This window comes from Bacteroides intestinalis (genome assembly GCF_003464595.1).
GTDB classification, from domain to species: domain Bacteria; phylum Bacteroidota; class Bacteroidia; order Bacteroidales; family Bacteroidaceae; genus Bacteroides; species Bacteroides intestinalis_A.
This window is the reverse complement of record NZ_QRZF01000010.1, coordinates 119,385-144,555: the sequence shown is the minus strand read 5'-3', so window position 1 is coordinate 144,555 and position 25,171 is coordinate 119,385. Positions and strand designations below refer to the sequence as shown.

Genomic DNA, 25,171 nt, shown 5'->3' with positions numbered 1-25,171 from the left:
AAATAGCGCAAACAATTTAGACTAATAATAAGGATTATGTTTAATATACAATGCTAATATTCATTGGACCAGATTATTATACTTCCCTATTATAAAAAAATAGTATTTAGTAAGAAGCTCCTAAAAAATAAAAAGCCTAATCAACCATGTTGATTAGGCTTTTTATTAAAAACTATTGGTGTGTTTATTGAACCATTTTTTCGATTTCTTCGAATTCAGGTCCCATATCCAAATTGTAGTATACCCGGTATAAACCATTCAACCATAAATCTTTTTGGTCAGGCTTCAATGCTCTTGCTTTTTCATAGCAAGGTTTCGCTTTTTCATAGAAAGCTTTCAAAGTTGCCTGATCTTCTTTATACTTAGGATCATTTACATCTGCTGTTGCTTTCTCTGAGAAGTCTTGTGCTTGCAGACAGTAGATCAAACCTAAATTAGAAAATGCTTCTGCGTAATTAGGATCTATTTCTGTTGTCTTAGTATAATACTTGATAGCATTATTGAGTGCATCTGCAGCTTCTTGCTCTTTCTTTTCATTTTTCAGGTTAGTGTACATATTATGATAAAGATATCCTTTTACATACAGATAGAATGTATTATTAGGATCTTTAGCCAACATGTCATCAGCAAACTGCATAGCTTCATCGTATTTATTATTATTGCTATAATAATCAATCAAATGACCGAAGAAGAATGAATGTTGAGGGTATTTCTGCAAACCTTCTTTTAAAGAAGCAACCCACTTTACAGTATCACCTTGTGCTTTTAAAGCTGTAGAAATGAATTCCATTGCATACTGACCTACTTCCTTATCATTCTGTGCATAAGGAGCATATTTCAGAACGCTAGGGTAATCTTCCATTTTAGCCGCTGCCAAACTTGCATAATATGCAATCTGTGGTAAAATAGTATCTGTCTGCAGGAAATTTTCCTTTTCAAACATAGGATTTTGAGCTATTTCAATGTAAGTTCCAAAGAAATCTAATGCTTCTTTGTTCTTCTCCAAATTATAGTATTGAATACCTCCATTGATCAAGTTAGGACGCTCTGCTATAATTGCAGCAGCGTTAGCCTTTCTGTACTTGTTCTTAATCTTTCCCTTTTCATTTGGAACCTGTGCCAGTTCATCACATTTGAGGTAGTACTTACACATGTTTAATGCACTGTTGTATACCTTAAGAGTATCATAAGGTTTTCTCAAAAATGCGTCTTTCATTTCCTCCTCATTAATCCTTTTTTGAATAAAACCGGCTACATCCCAAGTGTCGGCATTATCCTTTGTTTCAGGATTAGTCAAGGCTTGATTGATGAGCTGTTCGGCCTTATTAAAGTTCGGCTTTACTTCATTCGCAATGCTTTTAGCTTCTTTCACAGTCTTTTCTTGAGCGAAAGTGAAGCCTGCAGCGAGCAATAAAATCACTGAAAATAATACTCTTTTCATGATAGTTGTAAAATTAAAATTAATATTATGTCTATTCTTTATCTTCATTATTGGCTTCATTATCAGAGTTATAGTCTTTCTCCTCTCCTTCTACTTCATTTATAGTAGGCGGAATTGGAGAATTTTCATCATCAACAGGAATTTCATCTTCCATACTTTCTGATGTAACCTTACATACTGAACCGATCTCATCGTTTCTCTTTTCAAGATTGATCAGACGAACACCTTGGGTAGCACGGCCCATAATACGGACATCAGCAACTTTCAGACGAATGGTGATACCAGATTTATTGATAATCATCAAGTCATTATCATCTGTTACAGACTTTATTGTTACCAATTTACCTGTTTTATCGGTGATATTCATCGTCTTAACACCCTTACCGCCACGATTAGTCTTACGGTAGTCTTCGATATCAGAACGTTTGCCATAGCCTTGTTCAGAAACTACCATAATGGTTTCTGCTTCAGGATCTTTGATGCAAATCATTCCAACAACTTCATCTTGCCCGTCTTCGTCAAGCGTCATACCACGCACACCGGTTGCAGTACGTCCCATAACGCGTACAGCACTTTCGTGGAAGCGAATAGCACGTCCATTACGATTGGCAATGATAATTTCGTTGTCACCGTTAGTCATACGTACTTCGATAACGCGGTCGTCCTCACGGATAGTAATGGCGTTTACACCATTCTGGCGAGGGCGGGAATACTGTTCAAGTAATGTCTTCTTGATAACACCATTCTTGGTACAGAATAAGACATAATGGCTGTTGATGAAGTCTGTGTCAGAAAGGTTCTTTACACGCAGATATGCATTTACAGCATCGTCTGAATCAATATTCAGCAAGTTTTGGATGGCACGTCCCTTGGAATTCTTGGTACCTTCAGGGATTTCATATACTTTGAGCCAATAGCACTTACCCTTTTGAGTAAAGAACATCATGGTATTGTGCATGGTTGCCGGATATATGTGTTCAATGAAGTCTGCATCGCGGGTATCTGTACCCTTGGAGCCTACTCCACCACGGTTTTGAGCACGGAACTCACTCAACGGAGTACGTTTAATATAGCCCATATGAGAAATGGTGATAATCATTTCGTCATCTGCATAGAAATCTTCCGGATTGAATTCTTCGGATGAGTAAACAATCTCAGAACGACGTTCATCTCCGTATTTAGCTTTTACTTCAATTAATTCATCGGTAATAACTTTGCGGCAAAGTTCATCATTCGAAAGAATTTCTTCGTAATAAGCAATCATCTTCATTACTTCTTCATATTCAGCGTGAAGCTGATCCTGCATCAGTCCGGTCAATTGGCGCAAACGCATTTCTACGATGGCACGAGACTGAATTTCAGTTAATTGGAAGCGTTCTATCAAGCCGGCAATGGCATCATTAGGTGTCTTTGCGGCACGGATGATACGGATTACTTCATCGATATTATCTGATGCTATGATTAATCCTTCCAATATATGAGCACGTTCTTTAGCCTTACGCAAGTCATATTGAGTACGACGGATAACCACCTCATGGCGATGTTCTACGAAGTACTTAATCATGTCTTTCAGATTCAGCAAACGGGGACGCCCGTGTACCAATGCTACGTTGTTCACACTGAAAGAAGTCTGTAACAACGTCATCTTATAGAGTTTATTCAAGACTACGCTGGCGTTGGCATCACGTTTGATATCAATTACAATACGCATACCTTCACGGTCAGACTCATCATTGGCATTGGAGATACCCTCTATCTTCTTATCATTGGCTAAATCAGCGATATTCTTGATCAGTTCCGCCTTATTGACACCATACGGGATTTCCGTGATGACAATTTTGTCATGTGTAGAACTGGTTTCAATTTCTGCTCTTGCACGCATGATAACGCGACCGCGACCAGTAAGATATGCCTCGCGTACGCCACTCATACCATATATATATCCTCCTGTTGGGAAATCGGGAGCTTTCACATAGTTCATCAACTCCTCTATCTCGATATCGTTGTTCTCGATGTATGCGATGCAAGCATCGATAACCTCTGAAAGGTTGTGGGTAGGCATATTGGTTGCCATACCTACAGCAATACCAGATGCACCGTTTACCAAAAGGTTTGGAATACGGGTAGGCATAACGGTAGGCTCCTGCAAAGAATCGTCGAAGTTGCTCTGCATATCAACGGTTTCTTTGTCGAGGTCTTGCATCATATCTTCACCAATCTTGCGCAAGCGACACTCGGTGTAACGCATAGCTGCTGCGCTATCGCCGTCTACCGAACCATAGTTACCCTGGCCATCTACCACCATGTAACGCATTGCCCAAGGCTGTGCCATACGAACTAATGCACCGTAAACGGAAGAGTCACCATGCGGGTGATACTTACCCAATACTTCACCTACAACTCTGGCTGATTTTTTATAAGGTTTATCAGACGTATTTCCTAGTCCCATCATTCCGAAGAGAATTCTACGGTGGACAGGCTTAAAACCATCTCTAACATCCGGAAGGGCACGCGAAACGATGACCGACATGGAGTAGTCAATGTACGATGACTTCATTTCCTCCTCGATGTTAATCTTTATAATTCTGTCTTGTTCAAGCATTTAAAAAGATTATTAATTATACATACTTTGGTTCATGAAAAACCACGCTAAAGTACTGCTTTTTTACGATATACAAAAGTTTTCGCCCATAAACTTTGTTTCAGAACCATTCTCTCACCTACTTTGTTCTTATAATATATAAATAAGGTATTAATAAGGAGCTTTTTCCCAAGAATGAAAGCACTTTAGTATGATACTGGTGAACGGATATTAAACTGTGGCACGGGTTTTGTATATAAATAATAAATAAAACGATGAAATACGTACAGGAAATTATAAATGCGTATCTTTGTATTAAGTAACACCTTAGAATAAGGAAGGAGAATATTAAGTATGAATAATCAGTTTTCACAAAGAGTTTCTGACATTATCACTTACAGCAAGGAGGAAGCTAACCGGCTGAAGAATAGATATATCGGTCCGGAGCATCTTCTACTCGGCATGTTGCGAGACGGCGGAGGGAAAGCTATAGAAATATTGCAGAAACTGGATATAGACCTAAACAGGGTTAAGAAACGCCTGGAAGGTTTTTTAAAAGAGATTGAAGATGATAACTTGTTGCCCGATGCAGACATTCCATTGTCTCCGATGGCAGCTAAGATATTGAAAATGTGTATACTCGAGGCTCGTCTGCTGAAGAGTGCCACTGCTGATACTGAACATGTATTGCTGGCTATCTTGAAAGACGGTAATAATTTGGCCGCTACGGTATTGGAAGAAAATAATATAGATTATAAGTCAGTGTTCGAACAGCTTTCCATGAAAGCCAGCCCTAACGCAGGTATGGGATTTACGGAAGATGATGATGAGGAAGAAGATGAAATGAATATGTCTTCACGTTCTTCTCAAAGTGGTAGTTCACAGTCTTCTACGCAAACAGCGTCTAAGAAACCATCCAATGATACTCCGGTATTGGATAACTTTGGTATGGATATGACCCGGGCTGCGGAAGAAGGTAGACTGGATCCTGTGGTAGGTCGTGAACGTGAAATCGAGCGATTGGCTCAGATATTGAGCCGTCGTAAGAAGAATAATCCGGTATTGATAGGTGAGCCTGGTGTAGGTAAATCAGCTATTGTAGAGGGATTAGCATTACGTATTGTTCAGAAGAAAGTATCCCGTATTCTGTTTGATAAACGTGTGGTAATGCTTGATATGGCTTCTGTAGTAGCCGGAACCAAGTATCGCGGACAGTTTGAGGAGCGTATTCGTTCTATCATTAATGAGTTGCAGAAGAATCCGAACGTAATTCTGTTTATTGACGAGATTCACACGATTGTGGGTGCCGGAGCAGCTGCCGGTTCTATGGATGCTGCCAATATGTTGAAACCTGCATTGGCACGTGGTGAAATACAATGTATAGGTGCCACTACCCTTGATGAATACCGGAAGAATATAGAAAAAGACGGTGCTTTGGAACGCCGTTTCCAGAAAGTGATTGTTGAACCGACCACCGCTGAGGAAACGCTCCAGATATTGAAGAATATCAAAGAGAAGTACGAAGACCATCATAATGTGACTTATACGGATGAAGCGCTGGAAGCATGTGTCAAGTTGACAGGCCGCTACATTACTGACCGTAACTTCCCGGATAAGGCTATTGATGCTTTGGATGAAGCCGGTTCGCGCGTCCATCTGACAAACATTACTGTTCCGAAAGAGATTGAAGAACAGGAGAAACTGATTGAAGAAGCCCGTCAACAAAAGGCGGATGCGGTGAAATCGCAGAATTTCGAACTTGCTGCCAGCTTCCGTGATCATGAGAAAGAGTTTTCTGCTCGTCTGGAAGAAATGAAGGCTGAATGGGAAGCTCGCTTAAAAGATGACCGTCAGATAGTTGGTGAGGAAGAAATTGCGAATGTGGTTTCTATGATGTCCGGTGTGCCTGTACAGCGTATGGCGCAGGCTGAAGGTATTAAGTTAGCGGGTATGAAAGAAGAGCTGCAAGCTAAAGTTATAGCTCAGGATCCAGCTATTGAAAAGGTGACGAAAGCTATTCTGCGTAGTCGTGTAGGATTGAAAGATCCTAACCGTCCTATCGGAACATTCTTGTTCCTGGGACCTACGGGTGTGGGTAAAACTCACTTGGCGAAACAGTTGGCGAAATATATGTTTGGCTCTGCCGATGCGCTGATACGTGTGGATATGAGTGAATATATGGAGAAGTTTACCGTTTCTCGTCTTGTTGGTGCACCTCCGGGATACGTAGGATACGAAGAAGGCGGACAGTTGACAGAGAAAGTGCGCCGTAAACCTTACTCTATCGTATTGTTGGACGAGATTGAGAAAGCTCACCCGGATGTATTCAACATCTTGTTACAACTGATGGATGAAGGTCGTCTGACTGACAGTTATGGCAGAACTGTAGACTTCAAGAATACAGTGGTTATCATGACTTCAAACATTGGTACACGTCAATTGAAAGACTTCGGTCGTGGTGTAGGTTTTGCCGCCCAAAATCGTACGGATGATAAAGAATATTCACGCGGCGTGATACAAAAGGCTTTGAATAAGTCGTTTGCCCCTGAGTTTCTGAACCGTGTCGACGAGATTATTACTTTCGATCAGCTTTCGCTGGATGCTATCGAAAAGATTATCGATATCGAGTTGAAAGGCTTGTATGAGCGCGTAGAATCTCTTGGATATAAGCTTGTTATTGATGCTAAAGCCAAGACGTTCATGGCATCTAAAGGATATGATGTGCAGTTTGGTGCCCGCCCGTTGAAGCGTGCCATCCAGACTTATCTGGAAGATGGACTTTCGGAATTGATTATTTCTTCTGAATTGCAGACGGGCGATACGATTTCTGTCTCTTTGAACGAAGAAAAAGGAGAACTGGACATCAAGAAAGCATAAAAATGAAGTCTTCTTAGAAGATGATAAACAGTCAAAATGTCAGTCCTTATGGGCTGGCATTTTTTTTGCATTACACTTGCCAAACGATTAAATATATAAACTTAAAAATATAAATCATAAGTAGTATGCAAAAAGGAAATATTGGGGTAACTACCGAAAACATTTTCCCCGTTATCAAAAAGTTCTTGTACAGCGATCATGAAATTTTTCTCCGTGAGTTGGTTTCTAATGCCGTAGATGCTACGCAGAAGTTGAAAACCTTAGCCTCTATTGGCGAGTTTAAAGGTGAGGTTGGCGATTTGACCGTACATGTGTCTTTAGGAAAAGATACAATTACTGTTTCGGACCGTGGTATTGGTTTGACTGCCGAAGAAATCGACAAATATATCAACCAAATTGCTTTTTCAGGTGCCAACGATTTCCTGGAGAAGTATAAGAATGATGCTAATGCAATTATCGGTCACTTCGGTTTAGGCTTTTATTCAGCTTTCATGGTAGCTAAGAAAGTGGAAATTATCACGAAATCCCATAAAGAAGGTGCTCAAGCTGTGAAATGGAGTTGCGATGGCAGTCCGGAGTTCACCATTGAGAACATTGATAAAGCTGACCGTGGTACAGATATAGTACTTTACATTGACGATGAAAGTAAGGAATTCCTGGAAGAGGCCCGTATTTCTTCTCTGTTGAAGAAATATTGTAGTTTCCTTCCCATACCTATTGCTTTTGGTAAAAAGAAAGACTGGAAAGATGGAAAACAGGTTGAAACAGACGAAGATAATATCATCAATGACAGCAATCCGTTGTGGACATTGAAGCCCAGCGAACTGAAGGATGAAGATTATAAGAAGTTCTATCGTGACCTGTATCCGATGTCTGATGAACCTTTGTTCTGGATACATCTGAACGTAGATTATCCGTTCCATCTGACAGGTATCCTCTACTTCCCGAAAGTAAAGAGCAATATCGAACTGAATAAGAATAAGATACAGCTTTATAGCAACCAGGTATACGTTACGGATTCAGTAGAAGGTATCGTACCTGACTTTCTGACACTGTTGCATGGTGTGCTCGATTCTCCGGATATTCCGTTGAATGTATCCCGTTCTTATCTACAGAGCGACTCTAACGTGAAGAAGATTTCGACATATATCACGAAGAAAGTATCTGATCGTCTGCAATCTATCTTTAAAAATGATCGCAAACAGTTCGAGGAAAAGTGGAATGACCTGAAGATTTTCATCAATTACGGAATGCTTACTCAGGAAGACTTCTATGACAGAGCAAAAGATTTTGCCCTTTTCACCGATACGGATGGTAAATGCTATACATTTGAAGAGTATCAGAAGTTGATTAAAGATAATCAGACTGATAAAGATGGCAATTTGATCTATCTGTATGCTAATCATAAAGATGAGCAATTCAGCTACATCGAGGCTGCTAAGAATAAGGGATACAATGTATTGCTGATGGATGGCCAACTGGACATTGCTGTAGTAAGCATGTTGGAGCAAAAGTTTGAGAAATCTCGCTTTACCCGTGTAGATAGTGATGTTATCGATAATCTGATTATCAAAGAAGATAAGAAAGGTGAAACTCTGGAAGCAGGCAAACAAGAAGCTCTTTCTGCTGTGTTCAAGAGCCAGTTGCCTAAGCTGGAAAAGGTTGAGTTTAATATCACTGCGCAGGCTTTGGGTGAAAACTCTTCTCCTGTGATGATTACCCAAAGTGAATATATGCGCCGTATGAAAGAAATGGCTAATATTCAGGCAGGTATGAGTTTCTATGGAGAAATGCCTGATATGTTCAACCTGGTGCTGAATTCAGATCATAAACTGGTGAAAGAAGTTCTTGCAGACGAAGAAAAAGAATGCGACTCTGTTGTAGCTCCTATTCAGCAAGAAATGAATGACGTAGACAAACGTCGTAATGAGCTGAAAGATAAACAAAAAGGTAAGAAAGACGAAGAAATTTCTACTGCTGAAAAGGACGAAGTGAACGGATTGGATCAGAAGTGGGAAGAACTGAAAACAAAGAAAGACGAAGTATTTGCCGGATATGCAGCTAAAAATAAAGTTGTCCGCCAATTGATTGACCTGGCATTGCTGCAAAATGGCATGCTGAAAGGTGAAGCTTTGAATAACTTTGTGAAGAGAAGCATCGAGTTAATCTAAATACGCCCTTTATTCACAATCTATATGCCGGGAGCATTGCAACTTTTATAAGAGTTGTAATGCTCCTTTTTTCGTATATTTTGTGTGGGAACGCTTGTTTTTTAGCGTTGGATACGTCCAATTTCGAAACAATTGCATATATTTGAGCTTTGATAATAATATATTTTCAGCTCGGAACTTTGAAGTATGAAAAGAATTCTTTTGCTTTTATCGTTTTGTTTCTTGTTGCTGCCCATGTTGCATGCCCAAAAAGTTGGACTTGTATTGAGTGGTGGTGGTGCGAAAGGTATGACGCATATCGGCATCATTCGGGCTTTGGAAGAAAACAATATCCCTATCGATTATATTACCGGTACATCCATGGGAGCCATTATCGGTTCCTTGTATGCCATGGGATACTCTCCCGATGATATGGAGGCTTTGTTGCGTTCAGAAGACTTTAAACGCTGGTATTCGGGAAAAGTAGAACCTAAATATGCCTATTATTTCAAGAAAAGTATTCCCACACCGGAGTTTTTTAATATTCGCTTTGATTTTAAGGACTCCTTGAATGTCAAACCGCAATTGCCGACCAGTATGGTTAACCCCATTCAGATGAATCTGGTGTTTGTGGAGCTGTTTGCCCGTGCTACAGCTGCTTGTGACGGTGATTTTGATAGGCTGTTTGTTCCTTTCCGCTGTATCGCTTCTGATGTATACAATAAACGGCAAATAGTGTTAGGGAAAGGTGACCTGGGAGATGCTGTCCGTGCTTCTATGAGTTTCCCGTTTGTTTTTAAGCCTATTGAGATAGATAGTGTGCTGGCTTATGATGGTGGTATTTACAATAACTTTCCAACGGATGTAATGCGAGATGATTTTCATCCGGACATTATCATTGGTAGTGTGGTGGCCGCCAATCCATCCAAGCCTAAAGAAAATGACCTTATGAGTCAGATTGAGAACATGGTGATGCAGAAGACGGACTATTCTATTCCGGATTCTGTCGGCATCCTCATGACATTCAAGTATGATGATGTGAACTTACTTGATTTCGACCGTCTTCAGGAACTCCATGATATAGGTTACAATCGCACTCTTAGCCTGATGGACTCTATAAAGGGGCGTATTCATCGTAGGGTGAATGCAGATAATGTGCGTTTACGCCGTCTGGTTTATCGCAGTAATCTGCCGCAGCTCTATTTCCAGAAAATTTATATTGATGGAGCTAACCCCCAGCAACAGGCTTATATTCAGAAGGAATTTCATGATGAAGAAGATGAACCATTTACCTACGAAGATTTGAAGCGTGGATATTTCCGTTTACTTGCGGATAACATGATATCGGAAATCATTCCGAAGGCGGTATTCAATGAGGAAACCGATATGTACGATTTGCATCTGAAAGTAAAGATGGAGGAGAATTTCTCTGTCCGCTTGGGGGGTAGTGTGTCTACAACGAGTTCCAATCAGATATATCTGGGACTGGGCTATCAGAACTTAAATTATTATGCCAAAGAGTTTACGTTTGATGGTCAATTGGGTAAAGTTTATAATAATGCCCAACTGATGGCGCGTATAGATTTGCCTACTCATATTCCTACTTCATATCGGCTTATTGCGTCTATCAGTACTTTTGATTATTACAAGAAAGAGAAACTGTTCTCTAAAAACGATAAACCTTCCTTTAATTCAAAGGATGAACGATTTCTGAAGTTGATTATCGCTTTACCATTCTTAGCGAATAAACGGGCTGAATTTGGCTTTGGTATTGGAAAATTGCAAGATAACTATTTTCAATCCAGTGTGATAAACTTTGAAGAAGACCGTTCGGACAGGAGTTTATACAGGCTTATAGGCGGTTCTATTAGCTTTTATGGAAGTACACTGAATTCTCGTCAATACGCTACAAAAGGGTATAACGAGAAATTAATAGCTCAGATTTTTACGGGAAAAGAAAGATATAAGCCTGGAAATCCGGCAGAACAGCCTGTTACACAGGAACGGCAATCATGGTTACAGATTTCTTATATGAAAGAAGCATATCATAGTATGGCGCCTAAATTTGTTTTGGGGTGGATGGCGGAAGCGCTGTATTCATCGAGGAATTTCTCGGAGAATTTTACGGCGACAATGATGCAGGCTGCAGAGTTTTCGCCGACTCCGCATAGTAAGCTGATGTATAATGAGGCTTTCCGTGCCAATCAGTTTTTGGCTGCTGGTATCAAGCCTATGTTTATTTTCAATGATATGTTTCATCTGAGAGGAGAATTTTATGGATTTATGCCTATTTTTCCTATTGAGAAGAATACGCAAAACAAAGCATTTTATGGAAAAGCTTTCTCAAAGGTAGAATATATGGGAGAAGTTTCTGTTATTTGCCAATTACCCTTTGGAGCGATTTCTGCTTATGTAAATCATTATAGCTCACCGAGAAGGGAGTGGAATGTAGGTCTGAGTATCGGTTGGCAACTGTTTAATTACCGTTTCATCGAATAATTTTCTTCAAAAAAAGTTTGTAGAATACTTGCAGTTTCGGAAATAGTCCGTATCTTTGCACCCGTTAAACAAAAAGGCCGCGTAGCTCAACTGAATAGAGTAGCTGACTACGGATCAGCCGGTTACAGGTTTGAATCCTGTCGCGGTCACATCTTTTTGACAACAAGGTCGCGTAGCTCAACTGAATAGAGTAGCTGACTACGGATCAGCCGGTTACAGGTTTGAATCCTGTCGCGATCACGAAAAACCTCTGCAAAGTACTTTGCAGAGGTTTTTTGTTATACACCGTAGGGTAACGGTTATATCTGTATAAACTCATGCAAATATGTGTGTGAGTTGATACAGATATAACTGTGTGCTTGTGCAGATATAAGTATTAATTTCTTTCCCTGGATGAATAAATCCGTCTCATGAGACGGTAAAAATCAGCTTGTGAGACGAAAAAAATCGTCCCCTGAGATGAATTTTTTCATCTCAGGGGACGATTTACAAAGAAATATCTATTCTTTTTCTTAGCATTTAATGTTTAACTCATCCAAAATCTTCCGCATGGCCTCAAAAGTAGTAATCCTGGTAGGCACAAGCGGGAGGCGAAGTTTATTCTCAATCATTCCCATAACGTTCAACATTGCTTTTACGCCTGCCGGATTGCCATCCACAAAAAGAAGCTTGAATAACTCGGCAAATTTATGGTGGATAGTTAATGCATTTGCATAATCTCCTCGCAATGCCAGTCTTACCATGCGGCTAAATTCGCGTGGAAATGCATTTCCGATGACCGATATGATACCAACAGCTCCCAAGGTAATCAAAGGGAAGGTAATACCATCATCTCCCGAAATAACGTCAAAATTGGCCGGTTTATTTTTGATGATATCATCCATTTGAGTGATGTCACCGGAAGCTTCCTTGATAGCAATAACATTTTTGAAGTCACGGGCAATGCGCAGCGTGGTTTCTGCTTTCATATTTACACCGGTACGACCGGGAACATTATAGAGTACAATTGGGAGCTCTGTAGCCTCTGCAATTGCTTTATAATGTTGATAAATACCTTCCTGAGAAGGTTTATTATAATAGGGAACAACAGACAGAATGGCATCTACTCCGGTAAAATCGTCGTTTTGAAGCGTATCCACAATGGCACGCGTATTATTTCCACCAACACCGAGCAGGATAGGTATCCGACCATTTACGCGTTCGATGACCATTTTCTTGATTTTCTTTTTTTCTTCTTCCGTCAGTGTCGGAGTTTCTGCCGTGGTGCCCAGCACACACAAAAAATCAGTATTGTTTTGAAGTTGATAGTCCACCAAACGTATCAATGCATCGTAATCAACGCTTTCATCCTCTTTAAAAGGAGTAATCAGCGCTACCCCCATTCCTTTCAATTTAGTCTGTATCATGAGTGAAATTTAAGTAATCTCTAATTAAATGACTCGCAAAAGTACGAATATTTTCGATTTCTACAGCAAATATAAGCTATAAAAAAGATTTCACTGGAAAAATGTTACGAAATGAGCGCTAAAAACTCATCTTCGCTCACTATCTGTACACCCAGCTTTTGCGCTTTTTCCAATTTGGCAGGTCCCATATTTTCTCCTGCCAGGATAAAACTGGTCTTGGCAGAAATGCTACCTACATTTTTTCCTCCATTCTTCTCTATCAAATCTTTATATTCGTCTCTGGAGTGATGGGTGAACACGCCACTGATTACAATAGACTGTCCGGCAAGCTTATCTGTATAGCCGCTAAGATCTTCTTCCTTCCGGCTAAACTGTAATCCGGCAATTTTCAGTCGCTCTATTAATTCTCTATTCAGAGGATTAGCGAAGTAGGAAATGATACTTTGCGCTATTTTCTCACCGATTTCATCGATATTTATCAATCTTTCAAGATCTGCATTTTCCAGTTCTTCTATGTCAGTGAAGGACTTAGCTATTTTCTTTGCTACAGTTTCACCGACAAAGCGGATACCCAGGGCGAACAAAGCTCGCTCAAAAGGCACTTCCTTACTTTGGGCAATACCCTTGACGATATTTTCCGCCGACTTATCTCCCATACGGTCCAGATTCTTGATATCGTCTACAGTCAGCTTGTACAGATCTGCCGTATCCTTAATGAGTCCTAACCGGTAGAACATATCCACAGTTTCCGGGCCTAATCCGTCAATGTTCATAGCCTTCCGGCTGATGAAATGCTCGATCTTTCCTTTTATCTGAGGCGGACAAGCCGTTTCGTTGGGGCAATAATGCGCAGCTTCTCCCTCGTAACGGATTAATTTGCTACCACATTCAGGGCAATGAGTGATGAACTTCACTTTTTCACCTACCATCATACTCCGGGCATCTTTATCTACTCCGGTAATTTTGGGTATGATTTCACCGCCTTTTTCTACATAAACCATATCGCCGACATGCAAGTCGAGCCCTTCAATGATATCTGCATTATGCAGCGAGGCGCGTTTTACGATTGTACCCGATAATTGTACCGGATCCAGGTTGGCAACAGGGGTTACTGCTCCGGTTCTTCCCACCTGGTAAGTCACCTTGTTTAAGCGGGTCAATGCACGCTCTGCCTGGAACTTGTATGCGATGGCCCAACGAGGAGATTTTGCGGTGAAACCGAGGTTTTTCTGCTGTTTCAGGCTATTAACTTTCAAAACAATACCATCTGTGGCTACAGGTAAATTCTTCCGTTCCGTATCCCAATAATGGATGTAATCGAACACTTCCTGCAGGCTGTGGCACTTCTTCATATGGTCGGAGATTTTGAATCCCCATTGTGCAGCTTTTTGCAGGTTTTCATAATGTCCGTCGCAGGGAAGTTCTTCGCCTAATAAATAATAAAGGTAGGCATCCAGTTTGCGGGAAGCAACTATAGCAGAGTTTTGTAATTTCAAAGTGCCTGATGCAGCATTACGCGGATTAGCGAAAAGAGGTTCTTCGCGTGCCTCTTTTTCGCGGTTTAGTTCCTCAAAGACTTCCCACGGCATTAGTATTTCCCCTCTGATCTCAAATAATTGGGGATAATCACCATGCAAAACAAGGGGGATAGTACGGATTGTCTTCACATTATCTGTTACATCATCGCCTTTTTCACCGTCGCCACGGGTTACGGCACGTATTAATTTGCCGTTTTCGTATGTCAGCGAGATGGAAGTACCGTCATATTTAAGTTCGGCACAGATTTCAAAATCTTCGTTCAGGGCTTTTTGAGTGCGATCATAAAAGTCAGATACCTCACCTTCAGAATAGGTATTACCCAACGAAAGCATTGGATATTTGTGTGTCACTTGCGTGAAATTCTTATTCAAATCGCTTCCTACGCGCATGGTTGGCGAATTTTCGTCCTGATATTCAGGATGTTCTCGCTCCATCTCCTGCAATTCCCGCATCATGTCGTCGAACTCTTTGTCGGAGATTTCGGGAGCATTCAACACGTAATAATTGTAGTTGTGCCGATGCAGTTCGGCACGGAGCTGATCTATCTTTTCTTTTGCAGTCATAGCTATTTCAGATTGTTTGAACGCAAAAATACAGGTTTCTCCTCTAATATTTGTACTTTTGCAGAAAATTAAAATTAATATGCGCATTGATATAATAACAGTTCTACCGGAGATGATTGAAGGCTTTTTCAATTGTTCCATAATGAAACGTGCTCAGAATAAAGGGCTTGCAGAAATACATATTCATAATTTACGTGATTATACTGAAGATAAATATCGACGGGTGGATGATTATCCTTTTGGCGGTTTTGCCGGAATGGTGATGAAAATAGAGCCTATAGAGCGCTGTATCAATGCCTTGAAGGCAGAACGGGAGTATGATGAAGTCATTTTTACGACTCCTGATGGTGAGCAATTCAATCAGCCAATGGCCAATACACTTTCACTTACCCAGAATCTTATTATCCTTTGCGGGCATTTTAAAGGTATCGATTATCGTATTCGCGAGCATCTGATCACTAAAGAAATCAGTATCGGAGACTATGTGCTGACCGGTGGAGAGCTGGCGGCAGCAGTGATGGCTGATGCTATTGTCCGTATTATCCCCGGTGTTATTTCTGATGAGCAATCGGCATTGTCCGACTCGTTTCAGGATAATCTTTTGGCTGCTCCGGTCTATACAAGACCTGCCGATTACAATGGTTGGAAAGTTCCGGAAATTTTATTGTCCGGGCATGAGGCTAAGATTAAGGAATGGGAGTTGCAACAGTCTTTGGAACGGACGCGCAGACTCCGTCCGGATTTGCTGGGAGAGGAATAAACCAGTTGTATAAAAATAGAAAAAGGACATTCGCTATGAATGTCCTTTTTTATGTAAAATAGGTGCGAATGATATTCACTTGTTATTGGTTACACCTCAAGCGCACCGATGATTTCTTTCACGGACTTATATCCGTGTCTATCGAGATAGTCGTTTATACCTTCCGCTACTTTAATTGTAACTGCCGGATCGATGAAATTTGCCGTACCGATTTGGATGGCTGAAGCTCCGGCAAGCATAAATTCCACTGCGTCTTTCCAGTTCATGATACCTCCTAAACCTATGACAGGTATTTTTACCGCCTGAGCAACTTGCCATACCATGCGGAGTGCGATTGGTTTTACTGCTGCGCCGGACATACCACCTGTTACGGTAGAGAGTATAGGACGCCTGCGTTCCGCGTCTATAGCCATTCCAAGTAGTGTATTAATTAATGAAACGCTGTCTGCACCGCCATTTTCTACTGCACGGGCTATTTCAGCGATGCTTGTCACGTTGGGAGACAGCTTTACGATAAGTGTCTTTTTGTAAGCTGCACGCACAGCTTTCACCACTTCTTCGGCTCCTTTTGCAGTGACGCCAAAAGCCATTCCACCTTGCTTCACATTAGGGCAAGAGATGTTCAATTCAATGGCAGGAATTTTGTCAAGTTCGTTAATGGCTTCCGCTGTTTTTACATAATCTTCTATGGCAGAACCCGAAACATTTACAATCATATTGGTTTCGATGTCCTTAATACGCGGATATATCTGTTCAACAAAGTAATTTACTCCCTTATTTTGCAGTCCCACAGCGTTTAACATACCTGAAGGAGTTTCTGCCATACGCGGATATGGGTTACCTTCACGTTTGTGAAGAGTCGTACCCTTTACAATTATACCACCTATTCGCGTAATATCAATGAAATCGGCAAACTCTTCACCATATCCAAATGTACCGGAAGCCGTCATCACCGGATTCTTCATTTGTAATTCTCCAATGTTTACACTTAAATCTGCCATAATAGTTTGTTTATATTAAAAACCGGACCTTCTTTACATACACATAAATGCCCTTCCGTTGTATTTTCTACACAACAGAGGCAAGCGCCTATACCACACGCCATTGTATTTTCCAATGATACTTCACAAGCTATATCTTTACTTTTGGCATATTTAGCCACCGCCATCATCATAGGCTTAGGACCACAAGTGTAAATCTGCTCGAATTGCACCTTATTCAATATGGAATGTTGTGTCACATACCCCTTTTCGCCATGACTGCCATCCTCGGTAGTCGTATATACATCACCATAAGCTGCAAACTGCTCCAGTTGCAGCAAGTCCTTATTGCTTCTTGCTCCCAGAAGGAACGTCGGTTTACTGCCGTTTTTAGCTAATTGCTCGCCCAGATAAAGCATGGGAGCTGTACCAACACCTCCACCTACTAACAGAAGCTTATCAGAAGCTTTTTCAGGCATTGTGAAGCCATTTCCCAAAGGAAGTACTACGTTGACCGTGTCTCCGGCTTTTGCTTCGCCTAATTGCCTGGTTCCGTCTCCAATCAGTTGGATCAGAAACCATACTTCATTGCGTTGTCTATCTACATAATTAATGGAAATCGGGCGGCGCAAGAAAGTAGTTGGAGATCCGTCCACACGTATTTCCGCAAATTGTCCCGGAAGCATATCCGGAAGCGGAGACGGAGACGTCAGTTTCAATAGCACATAATTAGCGTGCAGTCGGACGTTCTCAGTCACTGTCAAATCTAAAATGTATTTTTTCATTATCCTATATAAAGAGGTGAATTTTATCTTCAGGGTACAAAGATAATGCAAATCGAATGCAGAACTTTCATGCTTGCATGAAAAAGTTCTGCTGAGATGCTTATCTTATCCAAAGATACGGGAAATTGTGCAAATAGTCGTTTATGAGCCTTACTTTTCGGGTTTAAACGTCTCGTACGTATTATCGTCGAAGAAAATTCTTATTTCAGTGATTTTTCTGGGAGGCCTTTCTTTATAGATAATCTCCTGTTTTACAATCTCTTTAGTAGCATTTGCAGGTGTTTCTAATGCGATTTCCTTGCGATTTTCGGCCGGACCTGTCTCTTTGGACGGATTTACGGGATTCTCAGCGAATAATGGATAGTCGAATCCACTCTCGATAGAAGGGTCAGAATCGGAAGACGTATTACTCATTTCACCTTGTCCGGTAAGTAGCCATTCCAAATTGATATCATTATATCTTTGATGTAGACGAAGAATAACTTCTGTACTTGGATACTTATTACGCGGACCTAAAATATGTGAGATGGTAGCTTGAGCTACACCAATACTTTCGGCAAATGCGCCTGCGGTTAATTTTTCCCGATCCATGATCATTTTGAACCTATCTTTTATGCTCATAACTGTTGCGATATAGGTGATGTTTACAATTGTATTGATTCTCTTTTGAATTACAAAAGTAAAAAAATGAAGTTACAAAAGCAAATTAAAAATGTGAATTCTTTCATATTACAATTGTATGATTTCTATTTCAAATGTTATATATACAAATGTGATGATATATATTACCTAGATTTTAAGCCCATATCTGTACTTTAATAAAACTATGTATGTTATTGGTTATTATGTATATAAATTTAAGTTCTTTCTATAGTATATCCTATATTACAATTGTTTTCTCATTGATTTCTCTATTTATGAACTGATAGATCATATAAATGGCTATATTTATATTGATTATTAGCAATTTAATTGTTATTTCACTCCTCGTTAACCCCTATCCTATTACCTTTGTTATTTTATCATTACTTCATTAAAAGCAGTCTTATTACAATTGTGTATTATATCTTTTAATTACGTTTGTTATATGTATAATTGTTATATATCCAATTGTGAATATAGTGATATTACGTTTTTAATATTTCATAGTTGAAATAGCAACTATTTCCTTTTCTAATTGCATTTATTCTTGATGATAGATTCGATATTACAGAAAGAATTTGTTACACTAAAATAAGAAGAGCCCAATTGATATGTTCTAAAGTCTTCGTAATTGTAAATCCTTGCTTTATTTCTGTATAAATGATCGGGAACTTGGAATTTCTTAATTCTCAGGGGCTTATTTTGAGTGTATTTAGTTGTAATACAGTATATTATACCCTAATTTTTAGTTCTAAAATTCTCTCATTCTAGAAAAATAACCCTTTCTTAAGTGAGAAATGACATAATGATAGTGAAAATGGCATTTACTTCTCTATTATTGCTGATATAGTTAACAAGTATAATCTCCTCTAAAATAAGAAATAGACGATCTATTTCTATTGATCTGCTGACCACTTTCTAAATATAATTTTCCTTTTTCTTAGAAAAAGTATATTGTTTTCCTATAAAAATATGCCTGCTTTACTCGGGACAGGAGAATATATTATATAAAAACACATGGTCTATTTAATGCAAATAGACCATGTGTTTATATCAGATAAATGGTCTGTTCACTGTATATAGACCATCTGTTTCTGCGAATACGTTGTATGTATTTCAGATACCCTTCCACACTCTATTACTATGAACAGTACGTTTGGGAACGGTGGAAGGGGGTGAAGGAAAAGCTAAATTTCTTGTTTAATGAAGAGTGTATAGAAGAAAAAAGCTGTTAATGCAGGATCTTGAAGACCAGTTCGCGAAGAATATCCCCGTCACTTAAAGATGGATTTCCCACTCCTTTAGATTTTGCATCTGCATATCGTATTTCTCCGATAATTTGCATGGTCTTTACTCCATTATATCGACGCATAGCTGCGAGATAGTCTTTGGCCTGCCAGGGGGTGCGTAGTCCCAACATGTTGGCTATGCCTTGCTCCGATTTTTCAGGGGCATAATAGGCCAACATCAAGTTAGAAAAGAATCCAAAAAGTAAAGATAAAGTCATTTGAATAGGGTTTGTTTTCGGATTTTCTTCAAAATATTTTATTATCTTATTAGCTTTCAGGACATCCTTTTCAACGAGGGCACTGCGCAATTCGAAGTTGTTATAATCCTTACTGATACCAATGTTCTTCTCTATCTGTTCGGGGGTAACGCGTGTATGACCTTTTGGAAGTGTAATGATCAGTTTTTCCAGCTCTCCTGTGAGGCGACTGAGGTCGGCGCCAACGAAATCGGCCAGCATGGCAGTGGCTTTAGGTTCCACGTCGATACCTTTGCGTTTCATATAAGAAGTGATGAATGCAGGCAGTTGCGCATCCTTCACTTTTTTAGATTCAAACAGAACACCAGTCTTTTCGATTTCGGCAGCCAGTTTCTTTCTTCGATCCAGTACGCCATGTTTATGGCATATTACTAATATGGTAGAAAGCAGTGGCTTTTGGAGGTAATAAGAAAGCTCCTCCATATTACGGATATTCTGCGCTTCCTTTACCACCACCACCTGATGCTCGGACATCATCGGATAACGCTTGGCGGCATTAATAACAGTAGCTATATCCACATCTGCCCCGTATACAACGGTCAGGTTGAACTCCTTTTCCGTTTCGGTCAGAATATTGTCTGTTATATAGTCGGCGATGAGGTCGATGTAATAGGGTTCCTCGCCCATGAGATAATAGACGGGACGGTATTGTTTCGCTCTCAGTTCCTTTAAAATGTCATCACACGTGATTTCCTGTTTTGCCATATTCGTTTTTACCAGTCGAATTTCAGATGTTTTACGGTTTTCTTCTCGTCGATAATCATACGCAGGGATGCGATGCCGATTTCAACGTGCTCGGTTACGTAGTTTTGGGTAACCAGGTTATCGCTTTTATCGGTTTTTACTCCTTCAGGAATCATTGGCTGGTCAGAAACCAGTAAGATGGCTCCGGTAGGAATGTGATTGGCAAAACCGCAGCTGAAGAGAGTTGCTGTTTCCATATCGACAGCCATGGCACGGGTTTTCTTCAAATATTCCTTGAATTCCTCATCATGCTCCCAAATGCGGCGGTTGGTAGTGTATACGGTACCTGTCCAATAGTCGCGGGCATGGTCGCGGATGGATGAAGAAACGGCACGTTGCAACATAAATGCCGGTAGCGCCGGTACTTCGGGCGGGAAGTAGTCATTGGAAGTTCCCTCGCCACGGATGGCGGCGATAGGAAGGATGAGATCCCCTATTCTGTTTTTCTTATCGATACCACCGCACTTGCCCAGGAACAGGCAGGCTTTGGGCTGTATAGCACTTAGTAAATCCATGATAATTGCAGCGTTAGGGCTTCCCATACCAAAGTTGATAATGGTCATGCCTTCTGCTGAAGCAGACGTCATATTAGCGTCTTTACCAAGAACGGGCACATTGAACTTCTCCGCAAAAATATCCACATACTTGTTGAAGTTAGTCAACAGAATATACTCTCCAAAGTCCTCAAGCTTACGTTTTGTGTAACGAGGCAGCCAGTTAGCTACGATTTCTTGCTTTGTTTTCATAAGATTTCATTAAATTTGTTCCCTAAATACTTTCAGGGAGCGATTATTTAACTCACAAAAGTACAATAAAAAAGTAGAATTCGGAAATTTGTTAATCACTTATCACATATCAATATGTTATCGTTAAACTTACCTGTATTTGATGCTAAAGTCGTGAACCGTGAAGGGAAACCTGCTATTTTCGACGTGATACGGCGCCGATATGTAGCACTGACGCCCGAAGAATGGGTACGCCAGCATTTCGTACATTTTCTGCTGAACCATAAAGGATATCCGCAGACATTGATGGCGAACGAGGTACAGGTACAGCTAAACGGAACGAAGAAACGTTGTGACACAGTGCTTTACCGTCGTGATCTCACGGCACGGATGATTGTGGAGTATAAAGCGCCGGACATAGAGATTACGCAAGCGGTGTTCGACCAGATTACGCGCTACAATATGGTGCTGAAAGTAGATTACTTGGTAGTGAGTAATGGAATGCAGCACTATTGCTGCCGGATGAATTACGAGCGGAACAGCTATACTTTTCTTCCGGATATTCCTGATTATCAGACGTTATAATATCCATTAAAAAGGGCTACACCCTTTACCCCGGATGGCTACACCCTTTTGGGGATATGGTGTAGCCATGTGAGGCAAAGGGTGTAGCCCTTTTCAATGAGACTGATCAGGATCTAAATCAATGAACCCAATCAGGGTCTAAACCTTCTCAGTCTTTTCTTCTATCTGCTTCTTTCCCAATTTTTCCTGTATCTTCTGCATCAACTCATAGAAATTAGGGATATAGACTGTGGCAAGCAATGTATTCAGTGCCATACCGAACACGACGGCAGCTCCCAGTGCAATACGGCTTTCCGCTCCTGCACCCGTAGCAAACAGCAACGGCATCACACCGAATACAAATGCCAGGGATGTCATCAGGATAGGCCGCAAGCGGATATGCCCTGCCTGGAATGCCGCATCACGAATGGAGTTGCCTTGCGCACGGAAATCGCGGGCGAACTCTACAATCAGAATACCATTTTTTGCCGACAGTGCCACAAGCAGGATAATACCGATTTGTGTATAGATGCTGACAGGTGTTCCCATAATGAGACAGCCAATCATCGCTCCCAACAATGCTACCGGAAGTCCGATGACCGCAGCTACCGGGCTCGTCCAACTCTCGTACTGTGCTGCAAGTACCAGGAAGGCAACGAGTAACGCCATTACAAACACAACGGTTGTCGTCGTTCCCGCCTGCGTTTCCTGATAAGCTACTGACGTCCATTCATAACCAAATTCATCGCCCAATTGCTCCTTAAAGAGTGCCTCCATTTGCTGTATCGCCTCTCCGGAACTGCTTCCCGGGGCTACGTTGCAAGTGACGGAGGCAGTGGAATACATATTGTAACGGTTGATCTGGTCCATTCCCAACTGTTCCTCCACCCGCATAAAGGCTGAAAACGGTACCATCTCTCCCGATGCATTCTGTACACTCAACTTCAGTACATCGTCAATGATCCGTTGGGCACGATCCCGTGCACCGAGTTTTACTTGATAAATACGACCGAACTCAACGAAATCGTTCACATAAGCAGCTCCCATGTAGTAACCTAAGGAAGTAAAGACACTGTTCAGCGGAATACCCATCAATTGCACTTTATCCCGGTCGATGTTCAGGAAATACTGGGGTACATTAGCCTGATACTGACTGCTGACGGATGCCAATGCGGGTTTGGTGTGATAGGTTGCCATCAGTGTCTCTACGGCATGTTGCATTTCTGTGGCACCGAGGTTATTACGATCTTCCACTTGTAGCTGTAGACCGCCCGTAGCACCGAGTCCGGGAATGGCAGGGGGCACCATGGCAAAAACTTCTGCTTCCTGAATTCCATAAGCCTGCGCATTGAAACGATTTACTACAGACTGGGCCGTATGTTCCTTTCCTTTACGCTCGTCCCAGTTCTTCAGGATGACGAAATAGGTGCCGGAATTACTCTGTTCCCCGCCTCCCATGACAGAGAAGCCGGATATGCCGATATAATTTTTCACTTCGGGATAGCTGTTGAGGATTTCATTGATCTCACGTCCGACAGCTTCTGTACGTTCCAGACTTGAAGCAGGCGGCAATTGCACCACGGCAAGGAAATACCCGTCATCTTCTTCGGGAATAAAGGTACTGGGCCACTTCATAAACAGGATCACAGCGAGCGCTGTAAACCCGGCATAAGACAACAGTGCAGCAGCAGGACGCCGGAGCAACCAACCCACGGTTTTATCATATATCCCTTGTGTCTTGTCGTACACAAAGTTGAAGCCCCGGAAAAGTGGCGACTGTGCAGGTTTCGTGGGCTGTAATATCAAGGCACACAATGCCGGAGTCAGTGTCAGCGAGTTGAAACCGCTTAGCACGGTGCTGGCAGCAATAGTCAGTGCAAACTGCTTATAAAGCTGTCCGGAGATACCGCTGACGAGCATTGTCGGAATAAATACGGCAAGCAACACCAGCACTACGCCCACAATCGGACCGGTGATCTCTCCCATCGCCTGAATGACCGCCTGCCGGGCACTGTACTGCCCCGTATCAAGCAAACGCGTGGAGTTTTCCACTACCACAATGGCGTCATCCACCACAATGGCCACGGCAAGTATCAGTCCGAACAGCGTCAGTGTATTGATGGAGAATCCGAAGAGCGCCATCACTGCCAGAGTACCGATGAGTGATACGGGAATGGTGATACACGGAATGATAACCGCCCGCCAATTTTGTAGGAAAAGGAAGATGACAAGTACCACAAGCAGGGTTGTTTCCAGGAAAGTTACCAGCACTTCGTCTACTGAAGCGTGGATGACGTCCGTCGTATCCAGGGTTACACTGTAATGGATGCCGCTGGGGAACGATTCTGACAGTTCCTGCATCTTCTCTTTCACGCCTTTGGATACATCCAGCGAATTGGAACCCGGTTGCTGATAGATGGCAATGGCGGCGGTAGGTTGCCCGTTCAGCCGGGATACGACGCTGTAGGATGCGGAGCCAAGGTCGATGTGAGCCACATCACGGAGGCGAAGCACTCTCCCGCCCGCTTCTGTTCGTAAGATGATATTGCCGAACTCTTCGGGAGACGAAAGTCGCCCTTTCACCGTCAGACTGTATTGATAGGCAGGGGCATTGTTGCCGGAAGAGACATTGCCGATGTTAGTGTTGCCCGGAGTAGGATTTCCTGGCAGGGGTTGTCCCACGGCTCCGGCACTGACTTCTACATTCTGTGATTGAATGGCCTGGTAGACATCGGCTGCCGAAAGATTACGGATACGCAGTGCTGCCGGGTCCAGCCAGATACGCATGGAGTAGTCTCCCGCTCCCATCACATTGACAGCGCCTACGCCCGGCACGCGCGTCAACTGGTCGGCAAGGTTCAGGGTGGCGTAGTTGCTGAGGTATAGTCCGTCATATTCCTTGTTTTCGGAAGTCATGGTGAGGAACATCACGATGTTCGACGACTGCTTTTGAACGGTTACTCCCTGTACCACTACCGGGGTTGGCAATGAAGCCTGTGCCACGCTGACACGGTTTTGGACTTGTACGGTTGCCATGTCGATATCTGTTCCGACGGCAAAAGTAATGGTGAGTGAATAGGCACCCGATGAGGAGGAATTGGAGGACATATAAAGCATGCCTTCCACTCCGTTTACTTGCTGCTCGATGGGTATACCCACGGTTTGGGCCACTGTCTGCGCGTTGGCACCCGGATAGACGGCGCTGACCTGAACGGTAGGCGGCGTAATGTCCGGATACTGCGCAATGGGGAGTATGCCCAGTGTGACCAGTCCCGCCACCACGATCAGCAGCGCAAGCACGGTAGCAAAGATAGGACGGTTTATGAAGAATTTTGAGAACATGAGCTTAGTATTTAGTTATTTACGATT

Annotated in this window: 15 protein-coding genes and 2 tRNA genes; 7 read left to right on the top strand and 10 right to left on the bottom strand. The window is 41.8% G+C overall.

Annotated elements, in window-relative coordinates; translation table 11 throughout:
• Window positions 1–184 precede the first annotated feature (184 nt).
• Window positions 185–1,489 carry a tetratricopeptide repeat protein gene (locus DWW10_RS15375; RefSeq protein ID WP_022393889.1) on the bottom strand — a complete coding sequence of 435 codons (1,305 nt, stop codon included), beginning with the start codon at window positions 1,487–1,489 and terminating at the stop codon, window positions 185–187.
• Entirely contained in the window at window positions 1,473–4,043 is a 2,571-nt protein-coding gene (gene gyrA, locus DWW10_RS15370; protein WP_118421764.1) for a DNA gyrase subunit A, read from the bottom strand. Before gyrA ends, DWW10_RS15375 begins: the two co-directional genes overlap by 17 nt.
• A 333-nt stretch (window positions 4,044–4,376) precedes the next feature.
• Here gyrA and DWW10_RS15365 point away from each other — a divergent pair, with 333 nt between their 5' ends.
• The 5 genes from DWW10_RS15365 to DWW10_RS15345 all read left to right on the top strand — a co-directional run bounded on the left by DWW10_RS15365 (window position 4,377) and on the right by DWW10_RS15345 (window position 11,788).
• Window positions 4,377–6,899 carry an ATP-dependent Clp protease ATP-binding subunit gene (locus tag DWW10_RS15365; RefSeq protein WP_022393887.1) on the top strand — a complete coding sequence of 841 codons (2,523 nt, stop codon included), beginning with the start codon at window positions 4,377–4,379 and terminating at the stop codon, window positions 6,897–6,899.
• Between the two features lie 125 nt (window positions 6,900–7,024).
• On the top strand, window positions 7,025–9,070 hold the full coding sequence (gene htpG / locus DWW10_RS15360; RefSeq protein WP_022393886.1) for a molecular chaperone HtpG: 2,046 nt from the start codon (window positions 7,025–7,027) through the stop codon (window positions 9,068–9,070).
• 186 nt (window positions 9,071–9,256) lie between these two features.
• The gene (locus DWW10_RS15355; protein WP_118487119.1) at window positions 9,257–11,548 is read left to right on the top strand and encodes a patatin-like phospholipase family protein; all 2,292 of its coding nucleotides are present in this window, start codon (window positions 9,257–9,259) and stop codon (window positions 11,546–11,548) included.
• A 75-nt stretch (window positions 11,549–11,623) separates the two neighbouring features.
• Window positions 11,624–11,697, top strand: a tRNA-Arg gene (locus DWW10_RS15350).
• Window positions 11,698–11,714: 17 nt separating this feature from the next.
• Window positions 11,715–11,788 (top strand) — tRNA-Arg (locus DWW10_RS15345).
• A gap of 272 nt (window positions 11,789–12,060) precedes the next feature.
• On the opposite strand, the gene dapA is transcribed toward DWW10_RS15345, so the two are convergent.
• Together dapA and ligA are read right to left on the bottom strand one after the other, a co-directional pair.
• On the bottom strand, window positions 12,061–12,954 hold the full coding sequence (gene dapA, locus DWW10_RS15340) for a 4-hydroxy-tetrahydrodipicolinate synthase (RefSeq protein WP_007214232.1): 894 nt from the start codon (window positions 12,952–12,954) through the stop codon (window positions 12,061–12,063).
• 104 nt (window positions 12,955–13,058) lie between these two features.
• Window positions 13,059–15,056: an NAD-dependent DNA ligase LigA gene (ligA, locus tag DWW10_RS15335; protein WP_022393884.1), complete on the bottom strand. Its 1,998-nt coding sequence runs from the start codon at window positions 15,054–15,056 to the stop codon at window positions 13,059–13,061.
• Between the two features lie 79 nt (window positions 15,057–15,135).
• Here ligA and trmD point away from each other — a divergent pair, with 79 nt between their 5' ends.
• Window positions 15,136–15,816 (top strand): tRNA (guanosine(37)-N1)-methyltransferase TrmD, encoded by a 681-nt coding sequence (gene trmD / locus DWW10_RS15330; RefSeq protein ID WP_022210442.1) that lies wholly within the window; start codon window positions 15,136–15,138, stop codon window positions 15,814–15,816.
• An 89-nt stretch (window positions 15,817–15,905) separates the two neighbouring features.
• On the opposite strand, the gene DWW10_RS15325 is transcribed toward trmD, so the two are convergent.
• From DWW10_RS15325 to DWW10_RS15305, 5 genes are all read right to left on the bottom strand, one after another.
• On the bottom strand, window positions 15,906–16,817 hold the full coding sequence (locus tag DWW10_RS15325) for a dihydroorotate dehydrogenase (RefSeq protein WP_007214229.1): 912 nt from the start codon (window positions 16,815–16,817) through the stop codon (window positions 15,906–15,908).
• Window positions 16,805–17,581 carry a dihydroorotate dehydrogenase electron transfer subunit gene (locus DWW10_RS15320; protein WP_118421763.1) on the bottom strand — a complete coding sequence of 259 codons (777 nt, stop codon included), beginning with the start codon at window positions 17,579–17,581 and terminating at the stop codon, window positions 16,805–16,807. Before DWW10_RS15320 ends, DWW10_RS15325 begins: the two co-directional genes overlap by 13 nt.
• Window positions 17,582–17,731: 150 nt before the next feature.
• Window positions 17,732–18,202: a helix-turn-helix domain-containing protein gene (locus DWW10_RS15315; protein ID WP_118421762.1), complete on the bottom strand. Its 471-nt coding sequence runs from the start codon at window positions 18,200–18,202 to the stop codon at window positions 17,732–17,734.
• Between the two features lie 1,252 nt (window positions 18,203–19,454).
• On the bottom strand, window positions 19,455–20,474 hold the full coding sequence (gene holA, locus DWW10_RS15310) for a DNA polymerase III subunit delta (RefSeq protein WP_022210439.1): 1,020 nt from the start codon (window positions 20,472–20,474) through the stop codon (window positions 19,455–19,457).
• A gap of 8 nt (window positions 20,475–20,482) precedes the next feature.
• The gene (locus DWW10_RS15305; RefSeq protein WP_007214225.1) at window positions 20,483–21,259 is read right to left on the bottom strand and encodes an AMP nucleosidase; all 777 of its coding nucleotides are present in this window, start codon (window positions 21,257–21,259) and stop codon (window positions 20,483–20,485) included.
• A gap of 114 nt (window positions 21,260–21,373) precedes the next feature.
• Here DWW10_RS15305 and DWW10_RS15300 point away from each other — a divergent pair, with 114 nt between their 5' ends.
• Entirely contained in the window at window positions 21,374–21,823 is a 450-nt protein-coding gene (locus DWW10_RS15300) for a type I restriction enzyme HsdR N-terminal domain-containing protein (RefSeq protein WP_022391452.1), read from the top strand.
• A gap of 138 nt (window positions 21,824–21,961) precedes the next feature.
• Here the strand turns inward: DWW10_RS15300 and DWW10_RS15295 are convergent, their stop codons facing one another.
• The gene (locus tag DWW10_RS15295) at window positions 21,962–25,144 is read right to left on the bottom strand and encodes an efflux RND transporter permease subunit (RefSeq protein WP_022391451.1); all 3,183 of its coding nucleotides are present in this window, start codon (window positions 25,142–25,144) and stop codon (window positions 21,962–21,964) included.
• Window positions 25,145–25,171: the final 27 nt, after the last annotated feature.

Bases quoted from the DNA above. Each gene is read 5' to 3' on its own strand.
- DWW10_RS15375 (WP_022393889.1), bottom strand. From the start codon at position 1,489: ATGAAGATAAAGAATAGACATAATATTAATTTTAATTTTACAACTATC.
- gyrA (WP_118421764.1), bottom strand. From the start codon at position 4,043: ATGCTTGAACAAGACAGAATTATAAAGATTAACATCGAGGAGGAAATG.
- DWW10_RS15365 (WP_022393887.1), top strand. From the start codon at position 4,377: ATGAATAATCAGTTTTCACAAAGAGTTTCTGACATTATCACTTACAGC.
- htpG (WP_022393886.1), top strand. From the start codon at position 7,025: ATGCAAAAAGGAAATATTGGGGTAACTACCGAAAACATTTTCCCCGTT.
- DWW10_RS15355 (WP_118487119.1), top strand. From the start codon at position 9,257: ATGAAAAGAATTCTTTTGCTTTTATCGTTTTGTTTCTTGTTGCTGCCC.
- dapA (WP_007214232.1), bottom strand. From the start codon at position 12,954: ATGATACAGACTAAATTGAAAGGAATGGGGGTAGCGCTGATTACTCCT.
- ligA (WP_022393884.1), bottom strand. From the start codon at position 15,056: ATGACTGCAAAAGAAAAGATAGATCAGCTCCGTGCCGAACTGCATCGG.
- trmD (WP_022210442.1), top strand. From the start codon at position 15,136: ATGCGCATTGATATAATAACAGTTCTACCGGAGATGATTGAAGGCTTT.
- DWW10_RS15325 (WP_007214229.1), bottom strand. From the start codon at position 16,817: ATGGCAGATTTAAGTGTAAACATTGGAGAATTACAAATGAAGAATCCG.
- DWW10_RS15320 (WP_118421763.1), bottom strand. From the start codon at position 17,581: ATGAAAAAATACATTTTAGATTTGACAGTGACTGAGAACGTCCGACTG.
- DWW10_RS15315 (WP_118421762.1), bottom strand. From the start codon at position 18,202: ATGAGCATAAAAGATAGGTTCAAAATGATCATGGATCGGGAAAAATTA.
- holA (WP_022210439.1), bottom strand. From the start codon at position 20,474: ATGGCAAAACAGGAAATCACGTGTGATGACATTTTAAAGGAACTGAGA.
- DWW10_RS15305 (WP_007214225.1), bottom strand. From the start codon at position 21,259: ATGAAAACAAAGCAAGAAATCGTAGCTAACTGGCTGCCTCGTTACACA.
- DWW10_RS15300 (WP_022391452.1), top strand. From the start codon at position 21,374: ATGTTATCGTTAAACTTACCTGTATTTGATGCTAAAGTCGTGAACCGT.
- DWW10_RS15295 (WP_022391451.1), bottom strand. From the start codon at position 25,144: ATGTTCTCAAAATTCTTCATAAACCGTCCTATCTTTGCTACCGTGCTT.